A 25418-nucleotide genomic window follows, 5' to 3' on the forward strand; every position below is an offset into this window, starting at 1 on the left:
CTAATAAATTAAACCTTGGTAGCATGCCATGACCGTCAAGCAGCTTCGTGCCTTTATCGCCGTCGCCCAGACCCTGAGCTTTACCCAGGCGTGCGAACAACTCCACCTTTCCCAGCCGGCACTCAGCCTGGCGATCAAGGGGCTGGAGGAGAGCCTGGGCGGGCGCCTGCTGATCCGCAGCACGCGTAGCGTGCGCCTGACCCCGGAAGGCGAATCGCTGGTGCCCCTGGCCAAGCGCCTGCTCGCCGAATGGGACAATACCGAGGAGCTGCTGCGCCAACGCTTCACCCTGCAGCTCGGGCGCCTGGCGGTGGCGACCATGCCCTCCTTCGCCAGCAACCTGCTGCCGCCGGCGCTGATGGCCTTCCGGCAGCGCTATCCACGGGTCAATATCACCGTCCACGACGTGATCAACGAACAGGTGATCGACATGGTGCGCAATCGCCAGGTGGAGCTGGGCGTCGCCTTCGAGCCCGAGGCCACCGGCAGCCTCACCTTCACGCCCCTGTTCGTCGACCGCTTCGTCGCCGTGGTCCCAGCGGACTCCCTGCTGGCCGACCGTGAGCGACTCGACTGGGCGACCCTGCTGACCCATGACTTCATTACCCTGCAGCGGCCCTCCATGGTCCGCCGCCTGCTCGAGCAGCAGCTCGAGAACCGCGGCATCGTCCTGCCCACCGCCTTCGAAAGCCATCAACTGGCCACCGTGGGACGCATGGTCGCCAGCGGCCTCGGGGTCAGCGCGATACCCTCGCTGTGCATCCGGCAGATGCAGGAGCTCGGTGCCCGCTGCCTGCCCCTGGTCGACCCGGTGATCGAGCGCGCCGTGGGGGTCGTCACCTATGGCACCCATGAACTCTCGGTGGCCGCGCTGGCGCTGCAGGAGGTCCTCGCCGAGACCCCCCGTCCCCCGCTGCCAGCCCCGAGACGTTGAGGCGTTCGGCTGGTGGACCCGCAACCGATCCATTAGCATTGCCGCTTTCGCCATCGTGACGAGGAGTCCTGGCATGTCGTCCCTCAAGGGGCTCGTCAGCGTGCTGCTGCTGATCCTCACCACCCTGTTCTGGGGTATCCCGCTCATCGCCTTGACCCTGGTCAAGCTGGTCACCCCCGGGCGCCGCCTGCGCCGGCTCGTGCTGCGTGGCCTCAACGAGGTGGCATTGAACTGGGTCGGCTCCAATCTCTGGTGGATGCGCCGCTGGCTCAGGCCCCGGCTCGACATTCACCTCCCCGAGGGCCTCTCCCGCGAGCGGTGGTGGCTGGTGCTTTCCAACCATCGTAGCTGGACCGACATCTTCCTGCTGTTCTTTGCCCTGCATCGCCGCATTCCCATGCCCCACTTCTTCGTCAAGCGCCAGCTGATCTGGATTCCCATCGTCGGCCTGGCCTTCTGGGCCATGGAGTTCCCCATGCTGCGCCGCCTGACTCGCGAACAACGCGAGCGGCATCCGCATCTGGCCCGGCGCGACCGGGAGGCCACGGAGCGGATGTGCGAGCGGGCGCGGGAGAGGCCCATCGCCATCTACAACTTCGTCGAGGGCACCCGCTTCACCCCCGCCAAGCATGCCGCCCAGGCCTCCCCCTACCGCCACCTGCTGCGGCCCCGGGCCGGCGGCATCGCCCAGGTGCTGGGCCTGCTCGGCGACCGTCTCGGTGGTATCCTCGACGTGACCCTGCACTACGACAACCCGCGGCCCACCTTCTGGGGCTACCTCTGCGGGCGGGAGGGGCCGGTGACCCTGAACGCCCGGCGCCTGGAGGTGCCCGGCTGGATGGTGACGGGGGACTATCACGACGACCCGGACTACAAGGAACGCTTCCACTCATGGCTGAACGCCCTGTGGCTGGACAAGGACGCCTCGCTCTCGCCCTGACCCTGATCGTGCTGTTGCTCGCCGGCTGCGCCGGTCGCGGCGGCGAGACACAGCGCAGCAGCGATCCCGGCATCGCCGGTCGGTGGGTCACGGTGCAGCGCGGCGACACCCTGGGCGCGATGGCCCGGCGTGGCGGCGTGCCGCTCGAGCGGCTGCAGCGCTTCAACCCGGGGGTCGACTCCCGTCGCCTGGCCGTGGGACAGCGACTGCTGATGCCGACTCAGCAGGAGCGCGCCCCCTCCGGCGGCCCCTATCGCTACCAGATTCGTCCCGGCGACACCTACGCGGGCATCGCACGGCGTTTCAACACCCGGGCGTCGCGCATCCAGGCCGCCAACCCCGGGGTCGAGCCCACCGCCCTGCGCATCGGCCAGATCATCCGGGTGCCTCTCGCCGGCGGCTCCTCGAATGCTCGACGTAATGCCGGCAGCAGCGGTGGCGGCAGCCGCCATTCCGCTTCGGGCGGTACCAGCGCCGCCCCTGCCCGGGCCAGCCTGCCGGATCCCGGCGACCTGCCCGCCTCGGCCCGCAACTGGCCCTGGCCGCTGGACGACTACCGGGTCGTGCGTCGCTTCGGCGCCGACGGCCGCGGTACCCTGCAACCCATGCTGCTGGCCACCGCCCGCGGCGCCAGGGCGGCGTCGGTGGCCGACGGCGAGGTACGCTTCGCCGATTCCATGCGCCAGCTCGGCCAGGTGGTCATCGTGCATCACGCCGACAACCTGCAAAGCGTCTATGCACTGTGCGAGAGGCCGCTCGTGAGCAGCGGCGATCGCATCAGCCGTGGCGAGGAGGTCTGCGAAGTGGGCTACAGCAACGCCACCGAGCGCTTCGACCTGCTCTTCGACCTGCGCCATGGCGGCAAGCCCATCGACCCTCGCCGCGTCCTCCGCTGACACTCGAACCGCGCCGGGCCCTGTCCGGCGTCATCGTCTGTTCATGGCACCGACGCCGGGCTGTCACGCCCCGGTGCGATCCTCGGTTCCTGACAAGGGCCCGCCGGGCCCAGCGACAGGACGAGGAGTGTCATGCGCATCAGTCTGGTCAGCGAGACCTGGTCCCCGGACATCAACGGCGTCGCCCACACCCTGGGCCAACTCGCCGGCGAGCTGCGCCGCCGCGACCATGTCCTGCAGCTGATTCGTCCCCGCCCGGTCGCCGCCGGCGCCCCCCGCGCCGACGCCATGGAAGCCGAGCTCCAGGTAGCCGGTATCCCCATGCCGGGCTACCCCGAGGTACGCTTCGGCCTGCCCGCCACACGGGCCATCTTGCGCCTGTGGCGCCAGCAGCGGCCCGACGTCGTCTACCTGGCCACCCAGGGGCCGCTCGGCTGGTCGGCCCAGCGGGTGGCTCGCCGGCTGTCGATCCCCGTGGTCGGCGGCTGGCACACCAACTTCGATCACTACTGCCGCGACTACGGCCTGCCTTGGCTGGCCCCGCTGGTCACCCGGCGTCTGCGGGCCTTCCACAACCGCTGCGCCACCACCCTGGTACCGACCCGGCAGCAGGCCGGCGACCTCGCCGCCAGGGGCTTCGAGAACCTGCGGGTGATGGGACGAGGGATCGACGGCGAGCGTTTCTCGCCAACCCATCGCGACCCCGAACTGCGAAGGCGCTGGGGCAGCGACGATCACCGCCCCGTGGCGCTGCACGTCGGACGCCTGGCGCCGGAAAAGAACCTGCCGCTGTTGCGCGAGACCTTTCTCGCCATGCTCGATGCCCGGCCGGACCTGACCCTGGTCGTGGTCGGCGACGGCCCGGGACGTCCGGCCCTGCAGCGCGCATTGCCCGATGCCCACTTCACCGGCTTCATCGACCAGCAGGCCCTGGTTCGCCACTATGCCAGCGCCGACCTCTTCGTCTTCCCCTCGGTCTCCGAGACCTGGGGCAACGTGGTGCCGGAGGCCATGGCCAGCGGCCTCTCGGTCGTGGCCTTTCGCCAGGCCGCCGGCGCCGAGCTGATCGACGATGACATCAACGGCGTGAGCCTCCCGATGGGCGACGAAGCGGGCTTTCGCGAGGCCGCCGCCCGCCTCTGCCGACAGCCCGCCCGTTATGCACGGCTGGGACGCGCCGCCCGAAGCCGTGCCCTGCAGAACGACTGGTCATCGGTCACCGATGACTTCCTCGGCGCCCTGATCCATGCTCGGGAGACCCTCCATGAAGCCACTAGCCCCTGCCGTGTTTGAGCGTCTCGACCTGCTCGAATGGCACCTCTGTCGTCGCCTGGTCCGCCTCAACCTGCACCGCCCCTGGCTGGCCGCCCTGCGCCTGGCCAGCCGCCTCGGCGACTGGCCGGCGTGGGTGGCGCTGATCCTGATCCAGCCACTGCTGCATGGGCAACGAGGCGGGTGGCTGATGGCCCAGTACACCGCCACCGCCCTGGTCGCCATCGTCGTCTACCGGCTGATCAAGACCCGGCTCTGCCGGGAGCGCCCCTTCATCACCTTCAAGCACGCCATCGCCTGCACCGAGCCGGCCCGGGATCGCTACAGCTTTCCCAGCGGCCACACCATGCACGCGGTGATGTTCTGCACCTTCACGGCCACCCACGCCCCCTGGCTGCTGCCCGGGATCGTGCCGTTGACGCTGCTGATCGCCCTCTCCCGTGTCGGACTCGGCCTGCACTACCTCAGCGACGTCGTCGCCGGCGCGATGATCGGCTACGGCTTCGCCCTGGCGAGCCTGTCGCTCGCCAGCTGAGCCCTGCAATGGCATGCTGGCGACATGATCGACTGCCGACCGGTCGGCGGCGCCACGCTGCTCGACGAACCCCTTCTGGTGCGCTTCGACGCCCTGCTAGGCGAACCCGCCGCCGGCCGGGCGCTGATGCGGCTCGACCGCGAGCTCGACTGGCAACGCCCCCGCTTGCGCCTCTACGGCCGCGAGCACCTGATCCCCCGCCGCCAGGTGTGGATGGGCGACGCCGAGGCCCGCTACCGCTACTCGGGGCATGACTTCAGCCCCGAGACCTGGCACCCCGAGGCCTCCCGCCTTCGCGACGCGGTGATCGCGCGACTCGCCGCCGCCGGGATTCGCGCCGACTTCAACAGCGTGCTTCTCAACCGCTACGCCGGCGGCGAAGAGCGCATGGGCTGGCATAGTGACGACGAGCCGGAGCTGGGCCCCGACCCGCGGGTCGCCGCGGTGAGCCTGGGCGCCGAGCGCCCCCTGCGCTTTCGCTGGAAGCAGCGAGACGGCGAGGCATTCAACGCCTGGCTACCCCACGACAGCCTGCTGTGGATGGGGCCCGGGGTGCAGCGACGGCTGCAGCATGCACTGCTGCCGCGCTGTCTCCCCGGCCTGCGGATCAGCCTCACCTTTCGCCGCATCGTCCCCTGAACCCCCTCCCCGCTACGCCACCGGTGCCTGGCGGTAGAGGCCCCAGAGGATCGCCAGCAGCAGGCCGTAGACCAGCCCGCCCGCCGGGTAGGCCATGAAGCTGTAGGTGAGCCCGAAGCCGAGGAAGGCCACCGGCAGCAGCACGCCTGCCATCGCCAGGGCCCGGCGCTCACTCGCAGCGCTGCGGATACCGCCGAGGAACAGCCAGAGGGGCACCAGGTAGAGGGCAAGCAGGGTGAGCAATCCCGGCAGCCCGCGCTTCGCCCAGGCATCGAGCAGGTCGTTGTGGGCGTGCCAGAAACGCCCCAGGGACGGATGCTGCAGCCCCGCCGCCCCACGGTCGCGCATCGCCTGCCGATACCCGCGCGCGCCCCAGCCCACCAGCGGACGCTCGGCGATCAGCCGCATCGCCCCCTGCCACATCTCGACCCTGGCGCTCACCGAGGTCATCTCCGGGTCCCCGGCCAGGTACTCCTCCAGGCTAGCGACGGCATTATCGACGCGCCGCTCCACGCCGGTCTGCGGGGTGACATAGAGCCCTGCCACCAGCAGCACCAGCAGCCCGAACCCGGCCAGCCGCCAGCGCGGCGCCAGCCGCGGGCCATAGCCGCGATACAGCACCCAGAGCGCCAGTGGCAGCCCGACCCAACCGCCCCGGGAGCCGGACAGCGCCGAGGTCATCAGCCCGGCGAGCCCCCCCACGGCAAGCAGCAGCATCCAGCGCCGGCGCTGCTCACGGCCGAAGGCCCAGCACAACCCGGCCAGGCAGATCAGGCCGGCGAGCAGGCCCAGGTTGCCGAACAGGATGGCATGCAGCGGCTCGTGGCCATTGACTCGCGAGGCGTTCTCGACGAGCCGTTGCCACACCGTCCACCCGCCGGTCGCCAGGCTGCCGGCAGCGAAGCCGCCCCACAGCCAGGCCGAGGATACCCGGAGCCGTGATAGCGCCACCAGGGCCAACAGGGCCAGCCATACCGGCGCGGCTTCCTTGAGCCCGCGGAGTCCCTCGTCGTGCCAGGGCCCGGCGATCACCCAGCTCAGCCCGTAGCACAGCAGCACCGCCATGACCCAACGATCCTGGGGTTGGGGAAAGGGCAACGGCGGTCGCTCGCTCGCGAGCAGCACGGCCAGCCCCAGCAGCAGCGGCACGATGGCCAGCGTCCACCAGGGCAGTACGAGAAAACCGACCCCGAAAAACGCCAGTGCCATGCCCGCGAGGCGGGCATGGCACTGGTCTTGCCGAGCAGGCGTCGGCCGGGCGAAGGGCCCGGGCAGCACGCGATGATGTCCGTCGTCGATCATGGCCTCTGCTTCATCCGCTGAATCACTTGTCGTTCCGGGCCCCCCGTCCCGGTCGCCATCCTGGCAACCCCCGGGTGCCCGCCGAGTCTCTTCTGACCAGCATAGACGGCCAAGGGTGCCCCGACACAGCGGACGGGACACTCGGGAGCCCGCAAGCCTCACTCCACGGTCACCGACTTCGCCAGGTTGCGAGGCTGATCGACGTCGGTACCGCGTGCCACCGCCACGCGATAGGCGAGCAACTGCAGCGGCACGGTATAGACGATGGGCGCCAGGTACTGGCAACACGCCGGCACGCTGATCACCTCCATGCCCTCCTCATGACCGAGCCCGGCATCGGGGTCGGCGAACACCAGCAGTTGGCCGCCACGGGCCCGCACCTCCTGCAGGTTCGAGCGCAACTTCTCCCGCTGTGGTGACATCGGCGCCACCGCCACCACCGGCATCTGCTCGTCGATCAGCGCGAGCGGGCCGTGCTTGAGCTCACCGGCGGCATGGGCCTCGGCATGGATGTAGGAGATCTCCTTGAGCTTGAGCGCGCCCTCCAGCGCGATGGGCATCTGGCTGCCGCGACCGAGGAAGAGCGCGTGCCGCCGGTCGGCGAAGCCAGTGGCGAGCCGGGCGATTTCCTCATCCAGCTTCAGGGTATCGCCGAGCAGGGTCGGCAGATAGCGCAAGCGGCGCACCAGCCGGGCGGTGAGCGCGGGATCGCCGTCACTCACCTGCCGCAGCGCCAGGGTGACCAGCATCAGCGCGGTGAGCTGGGTGGTGAAGGCCTTGGTCGAGGCGACGCCGATCTCCGGTCCGGCGTGGGTCATCAACGCCAGGTCGGACTCACGCACCAGCGAGCTGCCGGGCACGTTGCAGATCGCCAGGCTCCCCGCATAGGCCTGGGCGCCCCGCCGGCGGCCGGCATGGCGCAGGGCGGCCAGGGTATCGGCGGTCTCGCCGGACTGCGACAGCGTCAGGAACAGGGTGCCCGGCTGGGTCACCACCTCCCGGTAGCGGTATTCCGACGCGACCTCCACCTGGCAGGGTATCCCGGCCAGCTCTTCGAGCCAGTAACGAGCCACCAGGCCGGCATGGTAGCTGGTGCCGCAGGCGACGATGTGAACCTGACGCGTGGCCGCGAGCAACCGCTCGGCGTCGGGACCGAGGGCCCCGACGAGCACCCTGTCGTCGCCCAGGCGTCCCTCGAGGGCGTTGGCCACGGCCACCGGCTGCTCATGGATCTCCTTGAGCATGTAGTGGGCGAACCTGCCCTTGCCCACCGCCGGGTCATCGTGCTCGTAGCGGGCCACCGGACGACTCACCGCCCGCCGCCCGCCGTCGGGCAAGCGCGCCTGCACCTCACAGCCATCGCGGGTGGCGATCACCAGATCGCCGTCTTCCAGGTAGATGAAACGATCGGTCACCGACAGCAACGCCAGGGGGTCGGAGCCCAGATAGTGGCCGTGCTCGCCGATGCCCACCACCAGTGGGCTGCCCTGCCGTGCCCCGACCACCCGGTCGGGCTCGTCGGCATGGATCACCCCCAGCGCATAGGCCCCCTCCAGGACCTGCACCGCCCGCTCGACGGCGATCCGCAATCCCCGGCCGCCGCGCATCTCGCGCTCGACCAGGTGGGCAATCACCTCGGTGTCGGTCTGCGAGGTGAAGACGTAGCCGTCGGCCTCGAGGTCGGCCCTCAGGGCGCGGTGATTCTCGATGATGCCGTTGTGTACCACGGCGATGCACCCCGAGACATGCGGGTGGGCATTGTCCTGGCTGGGCCGGCCATGGGTCGCCCAGCGGGTATGGGCCACCCCGGTCATGCCGACCAGCGGCGTACCGGCGAGCACGGCCTCCAGTGCCGCCACCTTGCCCACCTCGCGGGCGCGACCGAGCTTGCCCGGCTGTTCCACCAGGGCGACCCCGGCGGAGTCATAGCCCCGATACTCGAGACGCTTCAGGCCATCCATCAGTACGGGCAGGACATTGTCCGACCCGACGGCTGCAACGATGCCACACATGTTGGCTCCTCCATGAACAGCGCCCCGGGACGATCCGGAGCGGTGATGCGGTGATCGGCATGACGTGCCGGCGATGCGGCGGCGCCCTCCGGTGGCGGCGCCGTGCCAGCCTCAGGCCTGGCCCTGGCGCTCGAGTGCCGGACGCAGGCGGGTGACCGGCGCCGGTGGCCGGGCTCCCGCAGGCGCAGCACTCCTTTCCCGCCACACCACGTCGACGATCTCGCCCTGGGGCCGGTAGGCGGTGGGCGCCTCCAGCAGCAGCTCGCGGATGTCGTCGTGACGGAAGTCGCGACAGGCCTGGAAGAGCCGCTCGAGGAAGCCCTCGAGCCGCGGCCACTCCCAGCACACCTCCTTGGCGGTCATGATGCGGGGATGCGAGGTGGGAGCGACGTCGTCGCCCACCAGCAGCTCCTCGAAGAGCTTCTCGCCGGGGCGCAGACCGCTGCAGGCGATGGCGATGTCGCCCTCGGGATGGCGCTCGTCACGCACCTTGAGGCCGGAGAGCCGGACCATCTGGCGGGCCAGCTCGGCGATCTTCACCGGCTCGCCCATGTCGAGCACGAAGACATCCCCGCCACGCGCCATGGCCCCGGCCTGGATCACCAGTTGGGCGGCTTCGGGAATGGTCATGAAATAGCGGGTGATCTCGGGATGGGTCAGGGTAATCGGTCCGCCGGCCTGGATCTGGCGGCGGAACAGCGGCACCACGGAACCGCTGGAGCCGAGCACGTTGCCGAAACGCACCATGCAGAACCGGGTCTGGTGCTGGTGACCGGCCAGCGCCTGGCAGACCAGTTCGGCGAGACGCTTGCTCGCGCCCATCACATTGGTGGGGCGTACCGCCTTGTCGGTGGAGACCAGCACGAAGGTCTCGACCCCGGCGGCGATCGCGGCCCGTGCCGTCTCGAGGGTCCCGAAGACGTTGTTGCGGATGCCCTCCACCACGTTGTGCTCGACCATCGGCACATGCTTGTAGGCCGCGGCGTGGTAGACCGTCTGGACGGCGAAGGCCTTCATCACCGTCTCCAGGCGCGAACGATGCTGCACCGAACCGAGCAGTGCCTGGATGCCGACCTCGTGGCCCTCGTCCTCGGCGAGCTGGCGCAGTTCCTGCTCGATGCGGTAGAGACTGAACTCCGACAGGTCCAGCAACAGCAGGCGCACCGGGCCGTGGCGCAGGATCTGGCGACACAGCTCCGACCCGATGGAGCCACCGGCACCGCTGACCATGACCACCTTGCCGCGGATGTTGGCATCCATCAGCGCCGGGTTCGGCGGTACCGGGTCGCGGCCCAGCAGATCCTCCACCGCCACGTCGCGCACCTCACTGATGCGTGCACGGCCACTCACCATGTCGGCCACCCCGGGAATGGTCTGCACCGGGAAGCCCTGGGGCTCGAGATCGGCGAGGATCTCGCGGCGGCGCTCCCGACTAACGCTGGGGATGGCCAGCAGCACCCGATCGGCGCCGTAGGTATCCGCCAGGTAGCCGAGCTGACGCGGCGGATAGACCTTGAGCCCCTCGATGAAGGTGTTCTGGACGCTGCGGGCGTCGTCGACGAAGGCGATCGGCAGGTACTCCTGCCCATGCCGCAGCGACGCCGCCAGCTGCCGCCCGGCCGCCCCGGCGCCGTAGATCACCACCCGCTGCTTGTGGCGGATCTGGTTGCGCAGGTAGATCGCCCGCAGCCCGAAGCGCACCCCGCCGATGGTCAACAGCGCCAGCATGGCATAGATGAAGGGGACCGAGCGCGGAATCCCCAGCGCGAACAGGTAGCTGGCCAGGGGCAACGACAACGCCGAGACGCTCACGCCGATGAACACCGCGCGGATCGCCTTGTGGCTCATGTAGCGAATCACCGCCCGGTAGAAGCCGAGCCGGATGAAGATCGCCAGGCTCAGCGGGACCATCACCAGCAGCGCCGCCCAGGTACGCACCTCGCCCAGGGGGGCCCAGTCCTCGAGCCGCAGCAACATCGCCAGCAGGAAGCTGAAGGTGATCAGCACACAGTCCGCCAACAGCTGGATGGTGCGCTTGCGCCTGCGGGGCAGGCGAAACAGCGGTTGCAGAAGATCTCTCATGGTGGTCTCTCCGTGACGGGACGGGGCCCGATGCCCGGCCCTGGTCGGTCTCACTGCCTGCCGCTGGCCCGTTCCATCACCTCGCCGAGTACCGCACAGGTCTTGTCGATCTCGGCTTCGGTAAGCGTGGGGTGGCAGAGGAACATCAGGCTGGTCTCGCCGAGCTCGCGCGCCACGGGCAATGGACGCGGTGGCCGCCAACCGGTGCCATCGAAGGCCTTCTCGCGGTACACCTCGGAGCAGGAGCCGGAGAAGCACGGCACGCCGCAGGCGACGATCTCGGCGATGATGCGGTCCCGGCTCCAGCCCGGTGCGAGCCGGGCCGGCTCGACGAAGACGTAACACTTGTAGGCGGCGTGCTCGATATCGTCGGGCAGTACCGGCACGCGCAACCCGGGGCTCGCGTCCGCCGCCCGCCAGATGCGTCGGGCATTGGCCTGGCGGGCGGCCTTCCACTCGGGCATGCGCGCGAGCTGGATCCGGCCGATGGCGGCCTGCATCTCGGTCATGCGCCAGTTGGTCCCGAAGCTCTCGTGCAGCCAGCGAAACCCCGGCGGGTGCTCGCGCTCGTAGACCGCCTCCCGGCTCTTGCCGTGGTCCTTGTAGGCCCACATGCGCTGCCACAGCGTGCGGTCGCTGGTGGTCACCATGCCGCCCTCTCCCCCGGTGGACATGATCTTGTCCTGGCAGAACGACCAGCAGCCCACCTGGCCGATACTGCCCACGCTGCGCCCCCGGTAGCGGGCGCCATGGGCCTGGGCGCAGTCCTCGATGACGTAGAGGCCGCGGCGGTCGGCCAGGGCCATCAGCGCCTCCAGCTCGCAGGGCCAGCCGGCCAGGTGGACGGCGACGATCGCGCGGGTATTCGGGGTGAGCTTCTCGGCCACGCTCTCGGCGGTAATGTTCTGGGAATCGCGGTCGACGTCGGCGAACACCGGCACCGCACCGGCGGTGACGATGCTCGACGCCGAGGCGAGGAAGGTGCGCGGGGTGACGATCACCTCGTCGCGCCCAGCGCCCTCACCCTCGCCGATCCCCAGGCCCTTGAGGGCCAGGTCCAGCGCCGTGGTGCCATTGCACAACGCCACGGCGTATTCGCTGTCGGCGAAGTCGGCGAACTCGCGCTCGAAGGCGCGTCCCTCCTCGCCGGTCCAGTAGTTCACCCGGTTGGAGAGCAGCACCCGGGTGGCGGCATCGGCCTCGTCCCGGGTGAAGGAAGGCCAGGGGGAAAAGGGGCCATTCAGCATCATGAGCTTCCTTGTGGTGACGCCAGGCCGAGCCGCCGTCTGCCGACGGCCCGATCGTTCCTGGCGGTGGCGTCCTCCTGGGCGAGCGGGCGGGCCGGCACCCCCGCCACGGTGAGCCCCTCGGCGATGTCGGCGACCACGGCGGCGCCTGCCCCCACCATCACGCCCTCACCAATGGTCACACCCTGCCTCACCGAGGCGCCCACCCCGATCCAACTGCCGCGGCCGACCGCGACATCGCCCGCCACGTTGGCGCCCGGGGCCACGTGCACGCAGGGACCGAAGCGACAATCGTGACCGACCGTGGCACTGGTGTTGACGATGCTGCCCATGCCCAGCTCGGCGAAGGCGTTGATCACCGCGCCGGCGACCACCACCGTGCCGGAACCGAGACGCGCCAGCGGGCTGACCGTGGCGCGGGGGTGCACCAGGGTCACGAGCCGGGCATCGGCCCTGGCCAGCGTATCGAGCTTGGCCTGACGCACCGCGTTGTGGCCGATGGCCACCATCACGCCGTCGAACTGCGACAGCAGGCCCAGCAGTACCGTCATGTCGCCTCGCACCGGCCAGTGCTCGAGGCACGACTTGTCGGGCCAGGCATCGTCGAAGAAGGTCACTTCCCGCCAGCCGGTCTGCATGGCGATGTCCGCCACCACCTTGCCATGCCCGCTGGCGCCGAAGATCGCCAGGTGTCCCCGATTACTCATCCCGACCTCCCCGGAAGCGTGGCATCGCCACATCGCCGTCGTGGGCGATGCCCTCGCGTACCACGACCTTCTTCACCGTGAGCAGCAGGATGCGCAGGTCGAGCCCCAGCGAGCGGTGGTCCACGTACCATACGTCCAGGTCGAACTTCTCGTCCCAGGTCAAGGCATTGCGGCCGTTGACCTGGGCCCAGCCGGTGACCCCGGGACGCGCCTCGTGGCGGCGGAACTGGTGAGCGTCGTAGAGCGGCAGGTACTCCATCAGCAGCGGCCGCGGGCCCACCAGGCTCATGTCGCCGCGCACTACGTTCCACAGCTCCGGCAGCTCGTCGAGGCTGCTGGCACGCAACCACTGTCCGAACCGGGTCAGGCGCTCCGCGTTGGGGAGCGGTTCGCCCCGCTCGTCGAAGGCCTCGCGCATGGTGCGGAACTTGATCATCTGGAACGGCCGGCCGTACAACCCCGGCCGCGTCTGGCGGAACAGCACCGGCGAACCGAGCTTGAGCCAGACCAGCAGCGCCACCACCACCAGCAGCGGTGAGATCAGGATCAGGGCGACGAGGGCCGCCAGGATATCGAGCAGTCGTTTCATCGCACTTCTTCCATGACGTCGTTCATCACGCCGGCCAATCGGTCGGCCAGGATCCGGTAGTCGTAGGCCGCTTCCATGTGCTCCCGCCCTGCACGGCCCAGCGCCGCGCGCTCCTCGGGCGCCAGCGCGGCCAGGGCCAGGATCGCCTCGGCCAGCGCCGCCGGGTCCTCCGGCGGCACCGAAATGCCGGCCCCGGCGTCGGCGACAGGATCGTTCACCGCACCGGAGGCGATGATCACCGGACGCGCCGCGGCCATGTAGTCGAACAGCTTGTTCATGCTGATGCCGAAGCGATAGAGCCTCGGCAGGTCGCGCACCGTGATCACGAAGGCATCGGCCTGCTGGGCCAGCATCGGGATCTCGCGCTTGGGGACCGGCGGTTCGAAGCGCACCCAGCGTCCATCGAGGCCGAGTTCGGTGGCCTGGCGCTGCAGCGCCTCCTTGGCCGGTCCCTCGCCGATCAGGCGCAACTGCACGGGCAGCGCTCGACCGTCTCGCGCGGAGGCCTCACGCACCCGCCCCATGGCCTCGATGAGCACCTCGAGGCCATTGGCCTCGCCGTGCCCGCCGAAGTACATCAGCGACAGCGGCACCTCCGGGGGGCCCACCGACGGGGGTGATGGGGCCGGATAGTCGGCCAGGTCGACCCCGTTGGAGAGCCATACCACCCGTTCGGCCGGCACGCCCCGCGGGACGATGTAGTCCCGCGCCCGGGGCAGCAGCGTGAGCACGCGCCGGGCGCGCCGGTAGAGGAAGGTCTCGAGCGTGCGCATGGCCCGGGTCATCGGGCTGCCGTCGCGCAGCCGCCCCATGTCGACCAGGGTCTGCGGCCAGAGGTCGCGAACCTCGAAGACGAACGGCACCCCATGGCGCCTGGCCAGCCACCAGCCGGCCAGGGCGGCGAAGGGATGGACACTCGAGCCGATGATCAGGTCGGGGGGCTCGAGACCGGCAAGCCGCGCGGGACGAATCGCCTGCCGTGCATACTCGAGCATGCTCTTCATGCGTCCGCCGCCGTTGCCGCGGTAGCTCGAGGTGCGCAGCCACAGGAAGGGCACGCCATCGCAGCTCTCCAGCCGCGTCTGCTCGCCGTCGCCCAGCCGCTGGTGGCCACTGGGATGATCGACGCTGGCGGCGATCAGGGTGGCCTGCCAGCCGTAGGCCGGCAGGTGGCGTGCCAATTGGAAATGGCGCGCACCGCCGGCCACTTCCGGGTGCTTGGCATAGTGATTGAGTATCCAGACGTGTCGCATGGGGGCCTCGGGTCAGCCGGAAAGGGCGCGGTAGGTATCGAGCAGCTTGTCTTGCTCCTGCTGCCAGTTGTAGCGCTCGGCCACGGCACGCTGCCCGTTGGCGCCCATCTCGCGGGCCCGTACCGGGTTGGCCACCAGGAAGTCGATGGCCTCGGCGATCGCCGGGGGATCGAGCGGGTCGACGCAGAGCCCGCAGTCGTTGCCGACGACGATCTCCCGCCACAGCGGGAAATCCGAGGCGATCACCGCTACTCCGGCGCTCATGTACTCGAACATCTTCACCGGCAGCGCATCGAGATAGTTGATCACCGGATGCAGGGTGACGAGACCGGCGAGCGAGCCGCCCATCACTCGACGCACGCCGTCACGATCGAGGTAGCCGTGGGCCTCGACCCGCGCCCAACCGGCGTAGGTCATCACCTCCTGTTCCACGGCAAGCTGGTTGAAACTGCCGGCGAGCTGCAGGCGGCACTCCTGATCCACCGACTCCATGGCGCGCACGATCTCGCGGATGCCACGAATCGGCGCGATGCCACCCACATAGCAGACCGAGGGCGGCTCCTCCGGCGAGGCCGCCAGGGTCGGATCGGGCGCTCCGCTGAGTTCGCCCTGCATGGGGAAGTTGTTGACGTCCACCACCCGCGGGTGGAACTCGGCGAAGCGGTCGCGGATGTAGGGTGTCGCGGCAACGACGGCGTCGAAGTCGCCACAGGCCCGGCGCTGGTAGACCTCGACCCCTCGGGACAACATCCGGCTGACGGTACCGTTCAGGTAGTGCTTGGCCAGCATCTGACGCGGCAGGTCCTCGTGGGCGTCATAGACCACGGTACGCCCCTGGCGCTTGAGCCGGCGGCCGATCGGCATCAGTTCGGGATCGTGCAGGTGGTAGACGTCGGCCTGCAGCGAGCGGGCACGCTCCAGCACCCGGCGGGTGGTCTTGAAGATGCGATTCCAGCGCCCCGGGAGCTTGCCGACATCGACGATGCGCACGCCGTCGCGCTGCTCGTCGCCGCGGCCGTCGGCGACCACCAGGGTCACCTCGTGGCCGGCGGCCGCCAGCGAGCGACACTGCTTGAGGAAGATCCGCGTGTCATAGCGGGGATGGGCGGAGGTCAGATGTGCCACTTTCATGATCGTCTCGTCCTTGTGAATCGTCGGCAGCCTCTTGCTGCACGTTCTCGTCTCGGCGACTGGCGTCATCCTGCGTGGCCAGTCGCGTGCAGACCATGGCGTTGGCGAAGGCACCCCAGCCCAGCGCCGGCAATGGCCAGAACACGGGCTTGGCCAGCACCACCAGCAGCAGGCAGACGAAGTTGATGGAGAAGGCGAATACCCACCAGGCGGAGGTGTCGCGGCGATAGACCATGCGATACGCCGCCCCCAGGAAGGCCACCACGGTCATGCCGACATAGAGCACGAAGCCGAGCAGGCCGTAGTTGACCCAGGCCGAGAGCATGCTGTGGGCATAGCCGCCGGTGCCGCCGGCGGCGGTGACATGACCACCAAAATTGCCCAGCCACGGGCTGGCGATGATCTGCCCCAGGGCGCGCCGCCCGAGGTCCTGGCGCGCCATCCAGGAACTGGTCCCGGAGAGGTCCAGCACCTGCAGCTGGCGAGTGCCCGACATCGCCTCGAACTGGCTGGCCACCACCAGCACGGCCAGGGCGAGCACCGCCAGCAGCGTCAGCAGGTACTTGGCGCTCATCCCCGCCCAGACCACCAGCAACACCATGACCAGGGCGAGGAAGGCGTAGAGCTCCGAGCGGGCACCGAGGACGAACATCACGAACGCCCCCATGGCGATCAGGCCGGCCCGCCCCGCGGCGCTCCGGCTCACGGCGATCAGGAAGACGAGCATCACCAGCCCGCTGCGCGCGTAGCCCTGGTAGGTGGAGACGTTGTCGCCGCCCCCAGCCTCGATCATCTGCCGGGCGAAGAACATCAGCTGGCCGGTCGTGACCACGAACAACAGCAGGTAACCGGTCGTCGCCAGGAAGGCGATCCGGAAGGCCTTGGCCAGGGCCAGGGAGTCAAGCGGCACCCGGTAGCCCATCACGAACAGCACCAGCCACAGCACCATCGTCTCCAGTGACTGGATCATCGCCGCGCGCAGCTGGCCGCCTCCCTGGAGGCCGTAGCTGGCAACCGACCAGCACAGCACATAGGTGAAGAAGGCCATGACCAGCAACGCGAATCCCCGGGTAGCGGAGAACATGACGTGGCGTTGCGACGGCAGCACCACCACGTAGATGCCGAACATCAGCACCGACACCATCCCGAACAGCCCACCGAGGAAGGCGGGGATCAGCCCCAGGGCCACCAGGGTGTGGTAGATCATGAACCCCGGGAACAACACGAAGAAGCCGACGCTGGAGGCGCGTGCGGCCAGGCTGTCACCGGACAGGATCATGGGATGAACTCCACGCCGGACATGCCCCCCTCATGCCGCCAGCACGCGTTCGTAGAGCGCGCGCTGGGCGCCGGTGGTCAGCTCGGAGTTGTGCCATAGCAGGGTGAAGCTGCCGCCCATGGCACGACAGCGGGCCTTGAGGGTGGCGAAGCGCTCGAACGCCTCTTCGCCGTTTCCCAGCCCCAGGTAGAGCGGCGACATCACCGACCCCTCCATGGCGATCAGCGGCCGGATTCGCAGTGGCGGTGCCTCGCGCTTGACCGGGTCGAAGGCCGGATAGTCGAAACAGGTGCCACAGCGGAAACCCGGCGACTCGGCATAGCCCAGGGTGCTGTCGTAGTCCATCTTCGCCTGGGCCCAGCCCTGCAGGGTCAGCGGGGTCTGCCAGCGCAGGTAGTGCATGCGTCCGCCCCACTCGGCCTGCTCGATCCCCTCCTCGGCACACACCCGGCGCAGTCGGGCGGCCTCGTTGGCCAGCTCCTTGGGGTTGCGGAAGGTATGGTAGCTGGGGTGCAGCCCGATCTCGTGCCCCCGGGCGTGAATCCCCCTGAGCAGTTCCCGGATCGCCGGATGCTCCGGTTCGTAGTCGGCGTCCTTGCGCGGGTCGGTGCGACCGCAGATGAAGTAGAAGGCGCTGGTCAGGCCGTAGCGCTCCGAGAGGTCCATCAGCCAGTCGAAGGTATTGAGCGGATCGAGGGGATGCAGGCGTCGCCGCGTGGTCAGCCGTACCCAGGGGCCGAGCAGCAGCGCCTGGGGGCGGTGATGCAGCAGGGTGTCCCCCAGCATCACCCGGGCCAGCTTGACGTCGCGCGCGAAGCCGTAGCGGCTGGGACGGTCGACATCGTGGGTGGGCCGCATCCGGAAGGCGTGGCGCCGCAGCGTCACATCCGGCCACTGGCAGCGAATCACCTGGCCGAGCACCGCCAGCCACTCGTCGACCACCGGGCGATCCAGGTAACCGTGTCGGCCGGCATGGGAGGCACTGGCCGGGAAGCGGCAGTGGCGGTCCAGGGTCTCGACCTCCACCTCCTCCTGGCGGCTCAGCATCCAGTAGGCAAGCCCGAGGATATCGTAGTGGATGGCCAGGCCGCCGGGGGCCGGCTCCACCAGCGGCCGGGGCAGGCTGTCCGCTCCCGGCGCCGGCAGTGGCAGGTCGAGGGGGGCGGTGAAGCCTTCGGCGGCGGCGTCCCAGTGTGCGTGAGGCAGGTCCCCTCCGCGCAGGAAGAAGCCCGACTGGAGGCGGTCGAACAGCAGTTGGCCCGGCGCCCCGTCCAGCGTCATCACCAACCGCTCGGGGCCATCGCGTTCCAGTCGCAGGGGCAGACCGAAGCGCTCGTCGAGCACTCGCTCTAGCCAGGCGAGCAACGGGTCGGCGCCGGCCACTGACGAGCCGGTGACCACGTCCGCCGTCGTGGTGGCAGGGGCGAGTGGCGAACGAGGGATCGTGGCAGCGCCCGTCCGAGGCGCCGGCTGTGGGCCATGCAGTGCAGTCATGTCGTTCACTTGGATTCCCTCTTCAACAGGGTACGTGCCGTCACATAGGCTTCCCGGGCCAGCTGGCGCATGCCGCGCTGGCTGATCGCGAAGTGGCAGACCAGCCGCCCACCCCAGGCTTCCTTCATCTCCGCCACCGGCGGAATGTTGGCACCAATGAAGTCGAACACCGTGCAGCCCTGCGCCTCGAAGAACGCCAGGGCTTCCTCGGCCACCAGATTGTTGACGCCATCCTTCATGGCCTCGGTCTTCATGCCCGCCGACCAGGCCAGCGCATGCCCGCCGGAGGCATAGAGACAGACCCGGGTACCCATGGGCTCGCCCCGCGCATTGCGGGCCAGAAAGCAGACGAAGTGATCCGGCCCCATCAGCTTGGCGAGACGCTCGAGCTCGGCGGTCTCCAGGCGGTAATCGAATCCCTTGCGAGCCTCGGGTCCCGACAGACACCCCGCCACCGCGGCATAGTCGTCGCTCACCTCGCAGCGGTAATCGAGTCGGCGACACTTGCGTGCCTTCTTGCGGGCGCTGGGGTCGATACGCGCCTCGCGCCCGGCGATCTCCAGGTGGTAGGTGAAGCGCGGTCGTGCCGACATCTGCGCCCACTCGAAGGGCCGGACATCGTCGGCCACCGGGGAGAGGCTGAGGCTGCCCCCCAGCCCCGTCTCGCGCAGCCGTTCGGCCAGACGAGTCAGCGCCATCCGCTTGCGCCGATTGATCGAGGCCGGGCGCTCGCTGCTGCACTCGAAATGGATCGGCAGATAGGGGTTGCGTGGCGGCGTAACCAGCCGTCCGCGCCGGTTGTGGTAGAGCACGGTATCGAGCCGCCAGGCATCGCCCTTGTCGGGGGTCAGCGTCACGTGCTCGGCCTCGAGTCCCCACTGCTGCTCGTTGAACTCGATCCACCCGGGGTGGAACAGGGGGTCACCATTCATGCGCCTTCCTTATCACTCAAGATCCATCCTGGAACCAGCGAATCAGATACTGTCGATCGGTCCTCATTACCGCGTCGTGATAGCGCTCCACGGGAACGAAACCCAGTTTCTCGGCGGACGCCAGGGACGCATCATTGTCGAGCGAAATGCGGGACGAGATGCCCTTGAACCCCTGCGTTTCGAAATGGTGAATGGCCATCCTCCTGAGCTCGGATGCCACCCCCCGTCCCGTCATGTCTGGACTGACCCCGATGAAGCCCTCATGGATCGTCTGATCGGCAATGTCTCTTCTGTTGACATAGAACATGTTCATGCCCACCACTCGCGCCTGCCCCCGATGCCGCGCGACGGCGACCAGCGTCATCTTTCCGCCGAGCAATCGGCATACAGTCCTCATCACCCAGCTGGGCCGTCTTCCCTCGTGCAGCGAGGCATAGAGCGCCATCACCTGGCGATACTCACCTGCCTCCATGCCTCTGTAGACGATGCCCTCCCTTGTCCCGCAGCCGATTCCGGAAACCTGGCGGCCCGCCACCAGGTTTCTCAGCACTACCATGACCCCGCCACAAACGGCATGCAGCCTCCTGAAATGCCTCATCATGGTTCCCTCTCCTCATGCCGACTGACGATCAAGCGCCGCCCCCTTGTCCTACCGGACCCGCCACCATGTCCACCCGGCCGCCAGCGGCGTCACGACCGCGATGAACCAGATCAGGTCCATGACGCCCTGGTGGTACAGGACGATCAGCGGCAGGGTGATGGCGGTGAACATCAGCAGGTTGACGAGCTCGTAGCCCATGCTCCTGGCGAATGAAACCCCTGCCTTGTTGAAGAACCATGCCTGCTGAAGGAGATAGACGAGGGCGCTGACCAGGGAGAAGACGAGAACGGCCATGTCCGCACCGGCACCGGCCATGAACAGGACGAACAGCAGGCCGAAACGGGCAACGAGCATGAGCAGTTGGGCCAGCATGGCATCTCGCTGCAGCTCCAGTACGCTGGCCAACATGGACAAGGGGGACCACTGGAACTGGATGTAGATCCACGGCAGCATCCACTGGGCATAGACGCCGGCCTTGCGCCACTGCTCGCCGAAGATCATGGCGAAGAGCTCCGGCCCGATGACCATGAGGCATACCAGGGGAGGAATCCCGAGGACGGCGAGTTTCCGATGCAGGGACTCGACCAGCGGCGAGAGCCGGTGCTGTCGCCTGGCCTCGGGGGCATGGGCCAGGAAGACGCTGCCGATGGCATGGCCCACCAGGCTGATCGGCATGGTCAGGATGCGCAGTGTCAACCCGTAGAGCCCCGCTACCGTGGCACCGTAGAGGGCAATGAAGACGATGGGGGCCAGTTGCAGGCTGCCGGTGTTGAACAAGCCGGTCCAGGTCGAGTAGATCGGAAAGTTGCTGTAGCGGCGGGCCTGCCGCGCCACGCCCTTCAGGGAGCAGTGCCTGAACTGCGGTCGCCTGACGGCAGACAGCGCGAGGCCAGTGGCACCGATCCCCTGCCCCGTGGCCTGACCTCCCAGCAAGGCAACGGGCCCGAGCGGCGCGGCCCCGATCTGGATCCCCAGCATGCCCAGCGCCTGCCAGATCCGTGTCCGAGCCACATGGGCGAAGTGCCGCGAACGAACCGCCCACTTGTTGAAGACCTGGTAGGTCCCGACGAACAGCACCCCCACGGGTACCAGCCACAAATACTCGGCAAGCTCCGGCGTGCCGAGCGTCGCCGCCATCGCCTCCGCCCAGAGCAGGACCCCGAGCAGGGCAACTCCCGCGGTCAGCAGCACGCAGAGCAGGCCCACCAGCACCAGGTTGGCGGCGTCCTGGTCCTCTTCGGGAAGCGGAATGGCCAACTCGTAACGCCCGGCCGCCACCACCGTGAACAACGCCAGGAAGGCGGTGAAGACGGCCAGCAGGCCGAAATCGTCCGGGGTATAGAGACGCGTCAGCAGGGGCGCCGCCAGCACCGCCAGCAGCTGCGCTCCTGCCGTGCCTCCCACCAGCACGCTCACCCCGCGGGCGAAGGCATGAGTGGGAAGCAGCCGGCGGGCCGGGGCGGCAAGACGGTTCAGCACGCGCCGCCCCCCTTGCTTATCCCGACGACCATCACAGCAGGGCCTCCTGGAGTGCCGTGACGATCCGGTGCTGATCGTCGGCGCCCAGGTAGGGGTGCATCGGCAGGCTGATCACCCGTCGGGCGGCCGCATTACCCACCGGCAGGTCGGCACAGGGGTCGGCCACCGCCGGCTGCTGGTTGAGCGGGATCGGATAGTGCACCGCGGTCGGAATGCCCGCCTCGTCCAGCCGCGCCAGCACCAGTTCACGGTCCTCCACTTCCAGGGTGTACTGGGCGTAGGCACTGGTGTTGTGACGCTCCACATGGGGCGCCTCGAGTCCCGCGGCGCCGAGCAGTCGTCCGTAGCAGTCGGCGACCTTCTCGCGCAGCAGCAGTTCCTCGTCGAGGATCTCCAGCTTGGGCAGCAGGATGGCCGCCTGCAGGGTGTCGAGCCGGCTGTTGATGCCGACGCGCACATGGTGATAGCGGCGGTCCTGGCCGTGACGGGCGATCTGCCGGAGCACCGCCGCCAGGTCGTCGTCGTCGGTGAAGAGCGCCCCGCCGTCGCCGTAGCAGCCCAGCGGCTTGCTGGGGAAGAAGGAGGTGGTGGCAATCGAGGAGAGGCTCCCCGAGCGACGCCCCCGGTAGGTGGCACCGAAGCTTTGCGCCGCATCCTCGATCACCGGGATGCCGTGCCGCCCGGCGACGGCGTTGATGGCATCCATGTCGGCGCACTGGCCGTAGAGCGAGACCGGGATGATCGCCCGGGTACGCGGGGTGATCGCCGCCTCGAGCTTCGCCGGGTCGAGCAGATAGGTACGCGGATCGATGTCCACGTAGACCGGACGGGCGCCCAGCAGGGCCACGGTCTCGGCGGTGGCGATGTAGGTGAAGCCCGGCGTGATCACCTCGTCGCCGGGGCCGATGCCGAGCGCCATCTGGGCGATCTGCAGCGCATCGGTACCATTGGCACAGCTGATGCAGTGGCGGACGCCGACGTAATCGGCCAGGCGCGCCTCCAACTCCTCCACTTCCGGCCCGAGGATGTACTTGCCATGCTCCAGCACCTTGCGGATGCCCTCGTTGATGCGGTCGCGGATCCGCAGCTGCTGGGCCTTGAGGTCGATGAAGTCCATGTGTGTCGCTTCCCCTTGGGTTGGGCTCAGGCCGGGTGGCAGGTGACGGTGCGGCGGTCGAGGCGATAACGGTCGCCGGTGTGCGGGCAGATCGCCTCCCCCTCGCCCTCCAGCGGCAGGTCCAGGCGCTCGCCGTGGCGGCTCATCCAGCCGACCTGGCGTCCCGGCACCCCCACCACCAGGGCGAAGTCCGGCACGTCGCGGCTGATCACGGCCCCGGCGCCGACGAAGGCGAAGCGGCCGATGGTGACGCCACAGACGATGGTGCAGTTGGCCCCCAGGGTGGCGCCTTCGCGCACCAGGGTGTCGCGAAACTCGTCCTTGCGCTCGACCAGCGCGCGCGGGTTGTGGACGTTGGTGAACACCATGCTCGGGCCGCAGAACACCCCCTCTTCCAGGGTGACGTTATCGTAGACCGAGACGTTGTTCTGCACCTTGCAGTCATCACCGATCACCACCCGGTTGCCGACGAAGACGTTCTGGCCAAGCGACACGCCGCGGCCGATGCGCGCACCGCCGCAGACATGGACGAAGTGCCAGACCCTGGAGCCGGCGCCGATCTCGGCGCCCTCGTCGACGATGGCGCTGGGATGTATCTCTGCCCGTGATCTCTGCATGTCCATGTCCGACCTCACAACGCGAAGCGATTGAGACAGGGGTGCGCCTCACCCGTGGCCGGCCGCTCGGGGGTGGCGCCGCGGATGGCGTCGACGGTCTCGATGCAGTGGCGGGCCTGTGCGATGCCGTAGCCGCGGCCGGCGAGGATCTCCCGATAGCTCACCGTGTGCAGATCGGTGAAGCCGCCCGAGAACTCGATCTCGCGGCCCTCGCAGAGGATCGAGCGGTAGGTGGTCTGCCGGCCCTCGACGCTCGAGGGCAGGTCGTTGGTATCGATGGAGAGGAACCAGCGTACCCGCGCCTTCTCGTACTCCAGGTAACCGGCGGCGCGGTGGTCATCGGCGTAGTGGAGCACGTTGCGCTCCAGGTCGCCGAACACGAAATGCAGCATGTCGAAGAAGTGCACCCCGATGTTGGTGGCCACGCCGAAGGACTTGCGCGGGTCGCCCTTCCAGCTCTCGTGGTACCACTTGCCGCGGGACGTGATGTAGGTCAGCTCGACGTCATGCTTGTCGTGGCGTGCCTCGGCGGCGACCCGCTCCCTCAGTTCGAGGATCGAGGGATGGTGGCGCAGCTGGAGGATGTTGTAGACCCGCTTGCCGGTCTCCTGCTCGACGCGCTCGAGCTCGTCGAGCAGGGCCGGCGTGGGCACCAGCGGCTTCTCGCAGATCACGTCGCAGCCCAGGCGCAGCCCGGCGGCGATATGGGCGTGATGCAGGTGGTTCGGCGAACACACCGCCACGTAGTCCAGGGCGGTATAGGGATCGCGCCGGCGTTGCCAGGCGTGCTCCTGGAAGCGCTCGAACTCGGTGAAGAACTCGCTGTCCGGCGAGACGGAGTCGATGACCCCCACCGAGTCATTGATGTCATAGGCCACCGCCAGATGGTTGCCGGTCTCCTTGATGGCCTTCATGTGGCGCGGTGCGATGTAGCCGGCAGCGCCGATCAGTGCGAAGTATTTCATGGCGTGTTCCTTGTGCTCATGGGTCATGTCGGGGCTGGCCTCAGGCCTTGACCACCTTGTCGATGTCATCGCCACGATAGATGCCGCGGGTGTCGACGATCAGCCGGGCATGGGCCCGGATCATGTCGTAGTCGAAGCGGTCGTGGTCGGTGGCCAGCACCACGGCGTCGTATTCGGCCAGGGCGGTGGGGGTGAGCGGCACGCTCTCGAGGTCGAAGTGATGCTCACGCATGGTCGGGAACACCGGCACGTGGGGGTCGCTGTAGGCCACCTCGGCACCTCGGTCGCGCACCAGCTCCATGATCTGCACCGAGGGCGATTCGCGCATGTCGTCGACGTTCTTCTTGTAGGCGATGCCCAGCACCAGCACCCGGCTGCCCTTGAGCGCGCGGCCCTGCTGGTTGAGCCCCTCCATCAGCTTGCCGACCACGTACTCCGGCATGCCCTGGTTGATCTCGCCGGAGAGCTCGATGAAGCGGGTGTGCAGGCCATACTCGCGGGCTTTCCAGGTGAGGTAGAAGGGGTCGATGGGAATGCAGTGCCCCCCCAGCCCCGGGCCGGGATAGTAGGGGGTGAAGCCGAAGGGCTTGGTGGCGGCGGCGTCCACCACCTCGAAGATATCGATGCCCATGCGGTCGGCGACCACCTTCATCTCGTTGACCAGGCCGATGTTCACCGCCCGGTGGATGTTCTCCAGCAGCTTGGTCATCTCGGCGGCCTTGGTCGAGCTCAGCGGCACCACCCGGTCGATGGCCGGGCGGTACAGCGCCACGCCCACCTCGCGGCAGGCCGGGGTGTGGCCACCCACCACCTTGGGAATGGTGCGGGTCTCGAAGTCGGGGTTGCCCGGGTCCTCGCGCTCCGGCGAATAGACCAGGAACAGCTCACGGCCGACCACCAGGCCACCCTCCTCGACCCGAGGCAGCAGCTCCTCCTCGGTGGTGCCGGGGTAGGTGGTACTCTCCAGCGAGATCACCTGCCCTTCACGCAGGTGGCCCTTGAGGGCATCCACGGTATCGATCACGAAGCTCATGTCGGGCTCGCGATACTTGTTGAGCGGGGTCGGCACGCAGAGGATCACGGCATCGGCCTCGGCGACACGGGTGAAGTCGGCGGTGGCCTCGAAGCCGGCGTCACGGGCCCGGGAGACTCGTTCGCCGGGGATATGCTCGATGTAGCTGCTCCCGGCGTTGAGCCGCTTGACCTTGGCCGGGTCGATGTCGATGCCCAGCACCCGATAGCCGATGTCGCTGTAGCGCAGCATCAATGGCAGGCCCACATAGCCGAGCCCGACGATCCCGATCACGGCATCCTTGCGCTCCAGCCGGTCAATCACTCGATCTTTGATAGTGGTCATGACGCTTCCATGGTGTGGTGTGAGGGGTTGATGAATGC

General features: G+C 68.6%; 23 protein-coding genes. 6 read left to right on the plus strand and 17 right to left on the minus strand.

Annotated features, from left to right (window positions below; all coding sequences use genetic code 11):
* Positions 1–28 precede the first annotated feature (28 nt).
* From QLQ85_RS09225 to QLQ85_RS09250, 6 genes are all read left to right on the plus strand, one after another.
* The gene (locus QLQ85_RS09225; protein ID WP_282738724.1) at positions 29–934 is read left to right on the plus strand and encodes a LysR family transcriptional regulator; all 906 of its coding nucleotides are present in this window, start codon (positions 29–31) and stop codon (positions 932–934) included.
* Between the two features lie 73 nt (positions 935–1007).
* Positions 1008–1874 (plus strand): acetyltransferase, encoded by an 867-nt coding sequence (locus QLQ85_RS09230; protein WP_282738725.1) that lies wholly within the window; start codon positions 1008–1010, stop codon positions 1872–1874.
* A complete protein-coding gene (locus tag QLQ85_RS09235) occupies positions 1826–2770 on the plus strand; it encodes a LysM peptidoglycan-binding domain-containing protein (RefSeq protein ID WP_282738726.1) in 945 nt (314 codons plus the stop codon). Before QLQ85_RS09230 ends, QLQ85_RS09235 begins: the two co-directional genes overlap by 49 nt.
* Positions 2771–2902: 132 nt before the next feature.
* A complete protein-coding gene (locus QLQ85_RS09240; protein WP_282738727.1) occupies positions 2903–4063 on the plus strand; it encodes a glycosyltransferase family 4 protein in 1161 nt (386 codons plus the stop codon).
* Complete coding sequence (locus QLQ85_RS09245; RefSeq protein WP_282738728.1) at positions 4035–4577, plus strand: phosphatase PAP2 family protein; 543 nt, start codon at positions 4035–4037, stop codon at positions 4575–4577. Before QLQ85_RS09240 ends, QLQ85_RS09245 begins: the two co-directional genes overlap by 29 nt.
* A gap of 24 nt (positions 4578–4601) precedes the next feature.
* Positions 4602–5216, plus strand: coding sequence for an alpha-ketoglutarate-dependent dioxygenase AlkB family protein (locus tag QLQ85_RS09250; RefSeq protein WP_282738729.1), 615 nt, complete (start codon positions 4602–4604; stop codon positions 5214–5216).
* A 12-nt stretch (positions 5217–5228) separates the two neighbouring features.
* On the opposite strand, the gene QLQ85_RS09255 is transcribed toward QLQ85_RS09250, so the two are convergent.
* The 17 genes from QLQ85_RS09255 to wbpA form a co-directional block, all read right to left on the minus strand.
* Complete coding sequence (locus QLQ85_RS09255; RefSeq protein ID WP_282738730.1) at positions 5229–6518, minus strand: O-antigen ligase family protein; 1290 nt, start codon at positions 6516–6518, stop codon at positions 5229–5231.
* A 158-nt stretch (positions 6519–6676) separates the two neighbouring features.
* The gene (gene glmS, locus QLQ85_RS09260) at positions 6677–8530 is read right to left on the minus strand and encodes a glutamine--fructose-6-phosphate transaminase (isomerizing) (protein ID WP_282738731.1); all 1854 of its coding nucleotides are present in this window, start codon (positions 8528–8530) and stop codon (positions 6677–6679) included.
* A gap of 111 nt (positions 8531–8641) precedes the next feature.
* Positions 8642–10612, minus strand: a complete 1971-nt coding sequence (locus QLQ85_RS09265) for a polysaccharide biosynthesis protein (RefSeq protein ID WP_282738732.1) — start codon at positions 10610–10612, stop codon at positions 8642–8644.
* A gap of 50 nt (positions 10613–10662) precedes the next feature.
* Complete coding sequence (locus QLQ85_RS09270; protein WP_282738834.1) at positions 10663–11859, minus strand: DegT/DnrJ/EryC1/StrS family aminotransferase; 1197 nt, start codon at positions 11857–11859, stop codon at positions 10663–10665.
* A complete protein-coding gene (locus QLQ85_RS09275) occupies positions 11859–12566 on the minus strand; it encodes an acetyltransferase (RefSeq protein WP_282738733.1) in 708 nt (235 codons plus the stop codon). The genes QLQ85_RS09270 and QLQ85_RS09275 overlap by 1 nt, the downstream gene beginning before the upstream one ends.
* Entirely contained in the window at positions 12559–13155 is a 597-nt protein-coding gene (locus QLQ85_RS09280; protein WP_282738734.1) for a sugar transferase, read from the minus strand. Before QLQ85_RS09280 ends, QLQ85_RS09275 begins: the two co-directional genes overlap by 8 nt.
* A complete protein-coding gene (locus tag QLQ85_RS09285; RefSeq protein ID WP_282738735.1) occupies positions 13152–14408 on the minus strand; it encodes a glycosyltransferase family 4 protein in 1257 nt (418 codons plus the stop codon). Before QLQ85_RS09285 ends, QLQ85_RS09280 begins: the two co-directional genes overlap by 4 nt.
* Positions 14409–14420: 12 nt before the next feature.
* Complete coding sequence (locus QLQ85_RS09290) at positions 14421–15539, minus strand: glycosyltransferase family 4 protein (protein ID WP_282738736.1); 1119 nt, start codon at positions 15537–15539, stop codon at positions 14421–14423.
* Positions 15499–16818: a hypothetical protein gene (locus QLQ85_RS09295; RefSeq protein WP_282738737.1), complete on the minus strand. Its 1320-nt coding sequence runs from the start codon at positions 16816–16818 to the stop codon at positions 15499–15501. Before QLQ85_RS09295 ends, QLQ85_RS09290 begins: the two co-directional genes overlap by 41 nt.
* A 30-nt stretch (positions 16819–16848) precedes the next feature.
* On the minus strand, positions 16849–18312 hold the full coding sequence (locus QLQ85_RS09300; RefSeq protein WP_282738738.1) for a polysaccharide deacetylase family protein: 1464 nt from the start codon (positions 18310–18312) through the stop codon (positions 16849–16851).
* Between the two features lie 5 nt (positions 18313–18317).
* A complete protein-coding gene (locus tag QLQ85_RS09305) occupies positions 18318–19244 on the minus strand; it encodes a GNAT family N-acetyltransferase (RefSeq protein ID WP_282738739.1) in 927 nt (308 codons plus the stop codon).
* 16 nt (positions 19245–19260) lie between these two features.
* Positions 19261–19845 (minus strand): GNAT family N-acetyltransferase, encoded by a 585-nt coding sequence (locus QLQ85_RS09310; RefSeq protein WP_282738741.1) that lies wholly within the window; start codon positions 19843–19845, stop codon positions 19261–19263.
* Between the two features lie 48 nt (positions 19846–19893).
* On the minus strand, positions 19894–21324 hold the full coding sequence (locus QLQ85_RS09315) for a lipopolysaccharide biosynthesis protein (protein ID WP_282738742.1): 1431 nt from the start codon (positions 21322–21324) through the stop codon (positions 19894–19896).
* A 31-nt stretch (positions 21325–21355) separates the two neighbouring features.
* On the minus strand, positions 21356–22441 hold the full coding sequence (locus QLQ85_RS09320) for a DegT/DnrJ/EryC1/StrS family aminotransferase (RefSeq protein WP_282738743.1): 1086 nt from the start codon (positions 22439–22441) through the stop codon (positions 21356–21358).
* Positions 22442–22467: 26 nt separating this feature from the next.
* Positions 22468–23058: an acyltransferase gene (locus QLQ85_RS09325; RefSeq protein ID WP_282738744.1), complete on the minus strand. Its 591-nt coding sequence runs from the start codon at positions 23056–23058 to the stop codon at positions 22468–22470.
* 14 nt (positions 23059–23072) lie between these two features.
* On the minus strand, positions 23073–24023 hold the full coding sequence (locus tag QLQ85_RS09330) for a Gfo/Idh/MocA family protein (protein ID WP_282738745.1): 951 nt from the start codon (positions 24021–24023) through the stop codon (positions 23073–23075).
* Between the two features lie 40 nt (positions 24024–24063).
* Positions 24064–25380 carry a UDP-N-acetyl-D-glucosamine 6-dehydrogenase gene (wbpA, locus tag QLQ85_RS09335; protein ID WP_282738746.1) on the minus strand — a complete coding sequence of 439 codons (1317 nt, stop codon included), beginning with the start codon at positions 25378–25380 and terminating at the stop codon, positions 24064–24066.
* Between the last annotated feature and the right edge of the window lie 38 nt (positions 25381–25418).

Source organism: Halomonas kalidii (assembly GCF_030010475.1).
Classification (GTDB): Bacteria; Pseudomonadota; Gammaproteobacteria; order Pseudomonadales; family Halomonadaceae; genus Halomonas; species Halomonas heilongjiangensis.

Excerpts from the sequence above, each read along its gene's own strand:
- QLQ85_RS09245 (WP_282738728.1), top strand. The coding sequence starts at position 4,035 with ATGAAGCCACTAGCCCCTGCCGTGTTTGAGCGTCTCGACCTGCTCGAA.
- QLQ85_RS09330 (WP_282738745.1), bottom strand. The coding sequence starts at position 24,023 with ATGAAATACTTCGCACTGATCGGCGCTGCCGGCTACATCGCACCGCGC.
- glmS (WP_282738731.1), bottom strand. The coding sequence starts at position 8,530 with ATGTGTGGCATCGTTGCAGCCGTCGGGTCGGACAATGTCCTGCCCGTA.
- QLQ85_RS09305 (WP_282738739.1), bottom strand. The coding sequence starts at position 19,244 with ATGAATGGTGACCCCCTGTTCCACCCCGGGTGGATCGAGTTCAACGAG.
- QLQ85_RS09250 (WP_282738729.1), top strand. The coding sequence starts at position 4,602 with ATGATCGACTGCCGACCGGTCGGCGGCGCCACGCTGCTCGACGAACCC.
- QLQ85_RS09320 (WP_282738743.1), bottom strand. The coding sequence starts at position 22,441 with ATGGACTTCATCGACCTCAAGGCCCAGCAGCTGCGGATCCGCGACCGC.
- QLQ85_RS09235 (WP_282738726.1), top strand. The coding sequence starts at position 1,826 with ATGGCTGAACGCCCTGTGGCTGGACAAGGACGCCTCGCTCTCGCCCTG.
- QLQ85_RS09280 (WP_282738734.1), bottom strand. The coding sequence starts at position 13,155 with ATGAAACGACTGCTCGATATCCTGGCGGCCCTCGTCGCCCTGATCCTG.
- QLQ85_RS09310 (WP_282738741.1), bottom strand. The coding sequence starts at position 19,845 with ATGATGAGGCATTTCAGGAGGCTGCATGCCGTTTGTGGCGGGGTCATG.
- QLQ85_RS09265 (WP_282738732.1), bottom strand. The coding sequence starts at position 10,612 with ATGAGAGATCTTCTGCAACCGCTGTTTCGCCTGCCCCGCAGGCGCAAG.
- QLQ85_RS09240 (WP_282738727.1), top strand. The coding sequence starts at position 2,903 with ATGCGCATCAGTCTGGTCAGCGAGACCTGGTCCCCGGACATCAACGGC.
- QLQ85_RS09225 (WP_282738724.1), top strand. The coding sequence starts at position 29 with ATGACCGTCAAGCAGCTTCGTGCCTTTATCGCCGTCGCCCAGACCCTG.
- QLQ85_RS09285 (WP_282738735.1), bottom strand. The coding sequence starts at position 14,408 with ATGCGACACGTCTGGATACTCAATCACTATGCCAAGCACCCGGAAGTG.
- QLQ85_RS09230 (WP_282738725.1), top strand. The coding sequence starts at position 1,008 with ATGTCGTCCCTCAAGGGGCTCGTCAGCGTGCTGCTGCTGATCCTCACC.
- QLQ85_RS09290 (WP_282738736.1), bottom strand. The coding sequence starts at position 15,539 with ATGAAAGTGGCACATCTGACCTCCGCCCATCCCCGCTATGACACGCGG.
- QLQ85_RS09325 (WP_282738744.1), bottom strand. The coding sequence starts at position 23,058 with ATGCAGAGATCACGGGCAGAGATACATCCCAGCGCCATCGTCGACGAG.
- wbpA (WP_282738746.1), bottom strand. The coding sequence starts at position 25,380 with ATGACCACTATCAAAGATCGAGTGATTGACCGGCTGGAGCGCAAGGAT.
- QLQ85_RS09255 (WP_282738730.1), bottom strand. The coding sequence starts at position 6,518 with ATGATCGACGACGGACATCATCGCGTGCTGCCCGGGCCCTTCGCCCGG.
- QLQ85_RS09275 (WP_282738733.1), bottom strand. The coding sequence starts at position 12,566 with ATGAGTAATCGGGGACACCTGGCGATCTTCGGCGCCAGCGGGCATGGC.
- QLQ85_RS09270 (WP_282738834.1), bottom strand. The coding sequence starts at position 11,859 with ATGCTGAATGGCCCCTTTTCCCCCTGGCCTTCCTTCACCCGGGACGAG.
- QLQ85_RS09295 (WP_282738737.1), bottom strand. The coding sequence starts at position 16,818 with ATGATCCTGTCCGGTGACAGCCTGGCCGCACGCGCCTCCAGCGTCGGC.
- QLQ85_RS09300 (WP_282738738.1), bottom strand. The coding sequence starts at position 18,312 with ATGACTGCACTGCATGGCCCACAGCCGGCGCCTCGGACGGGCGCTGCC.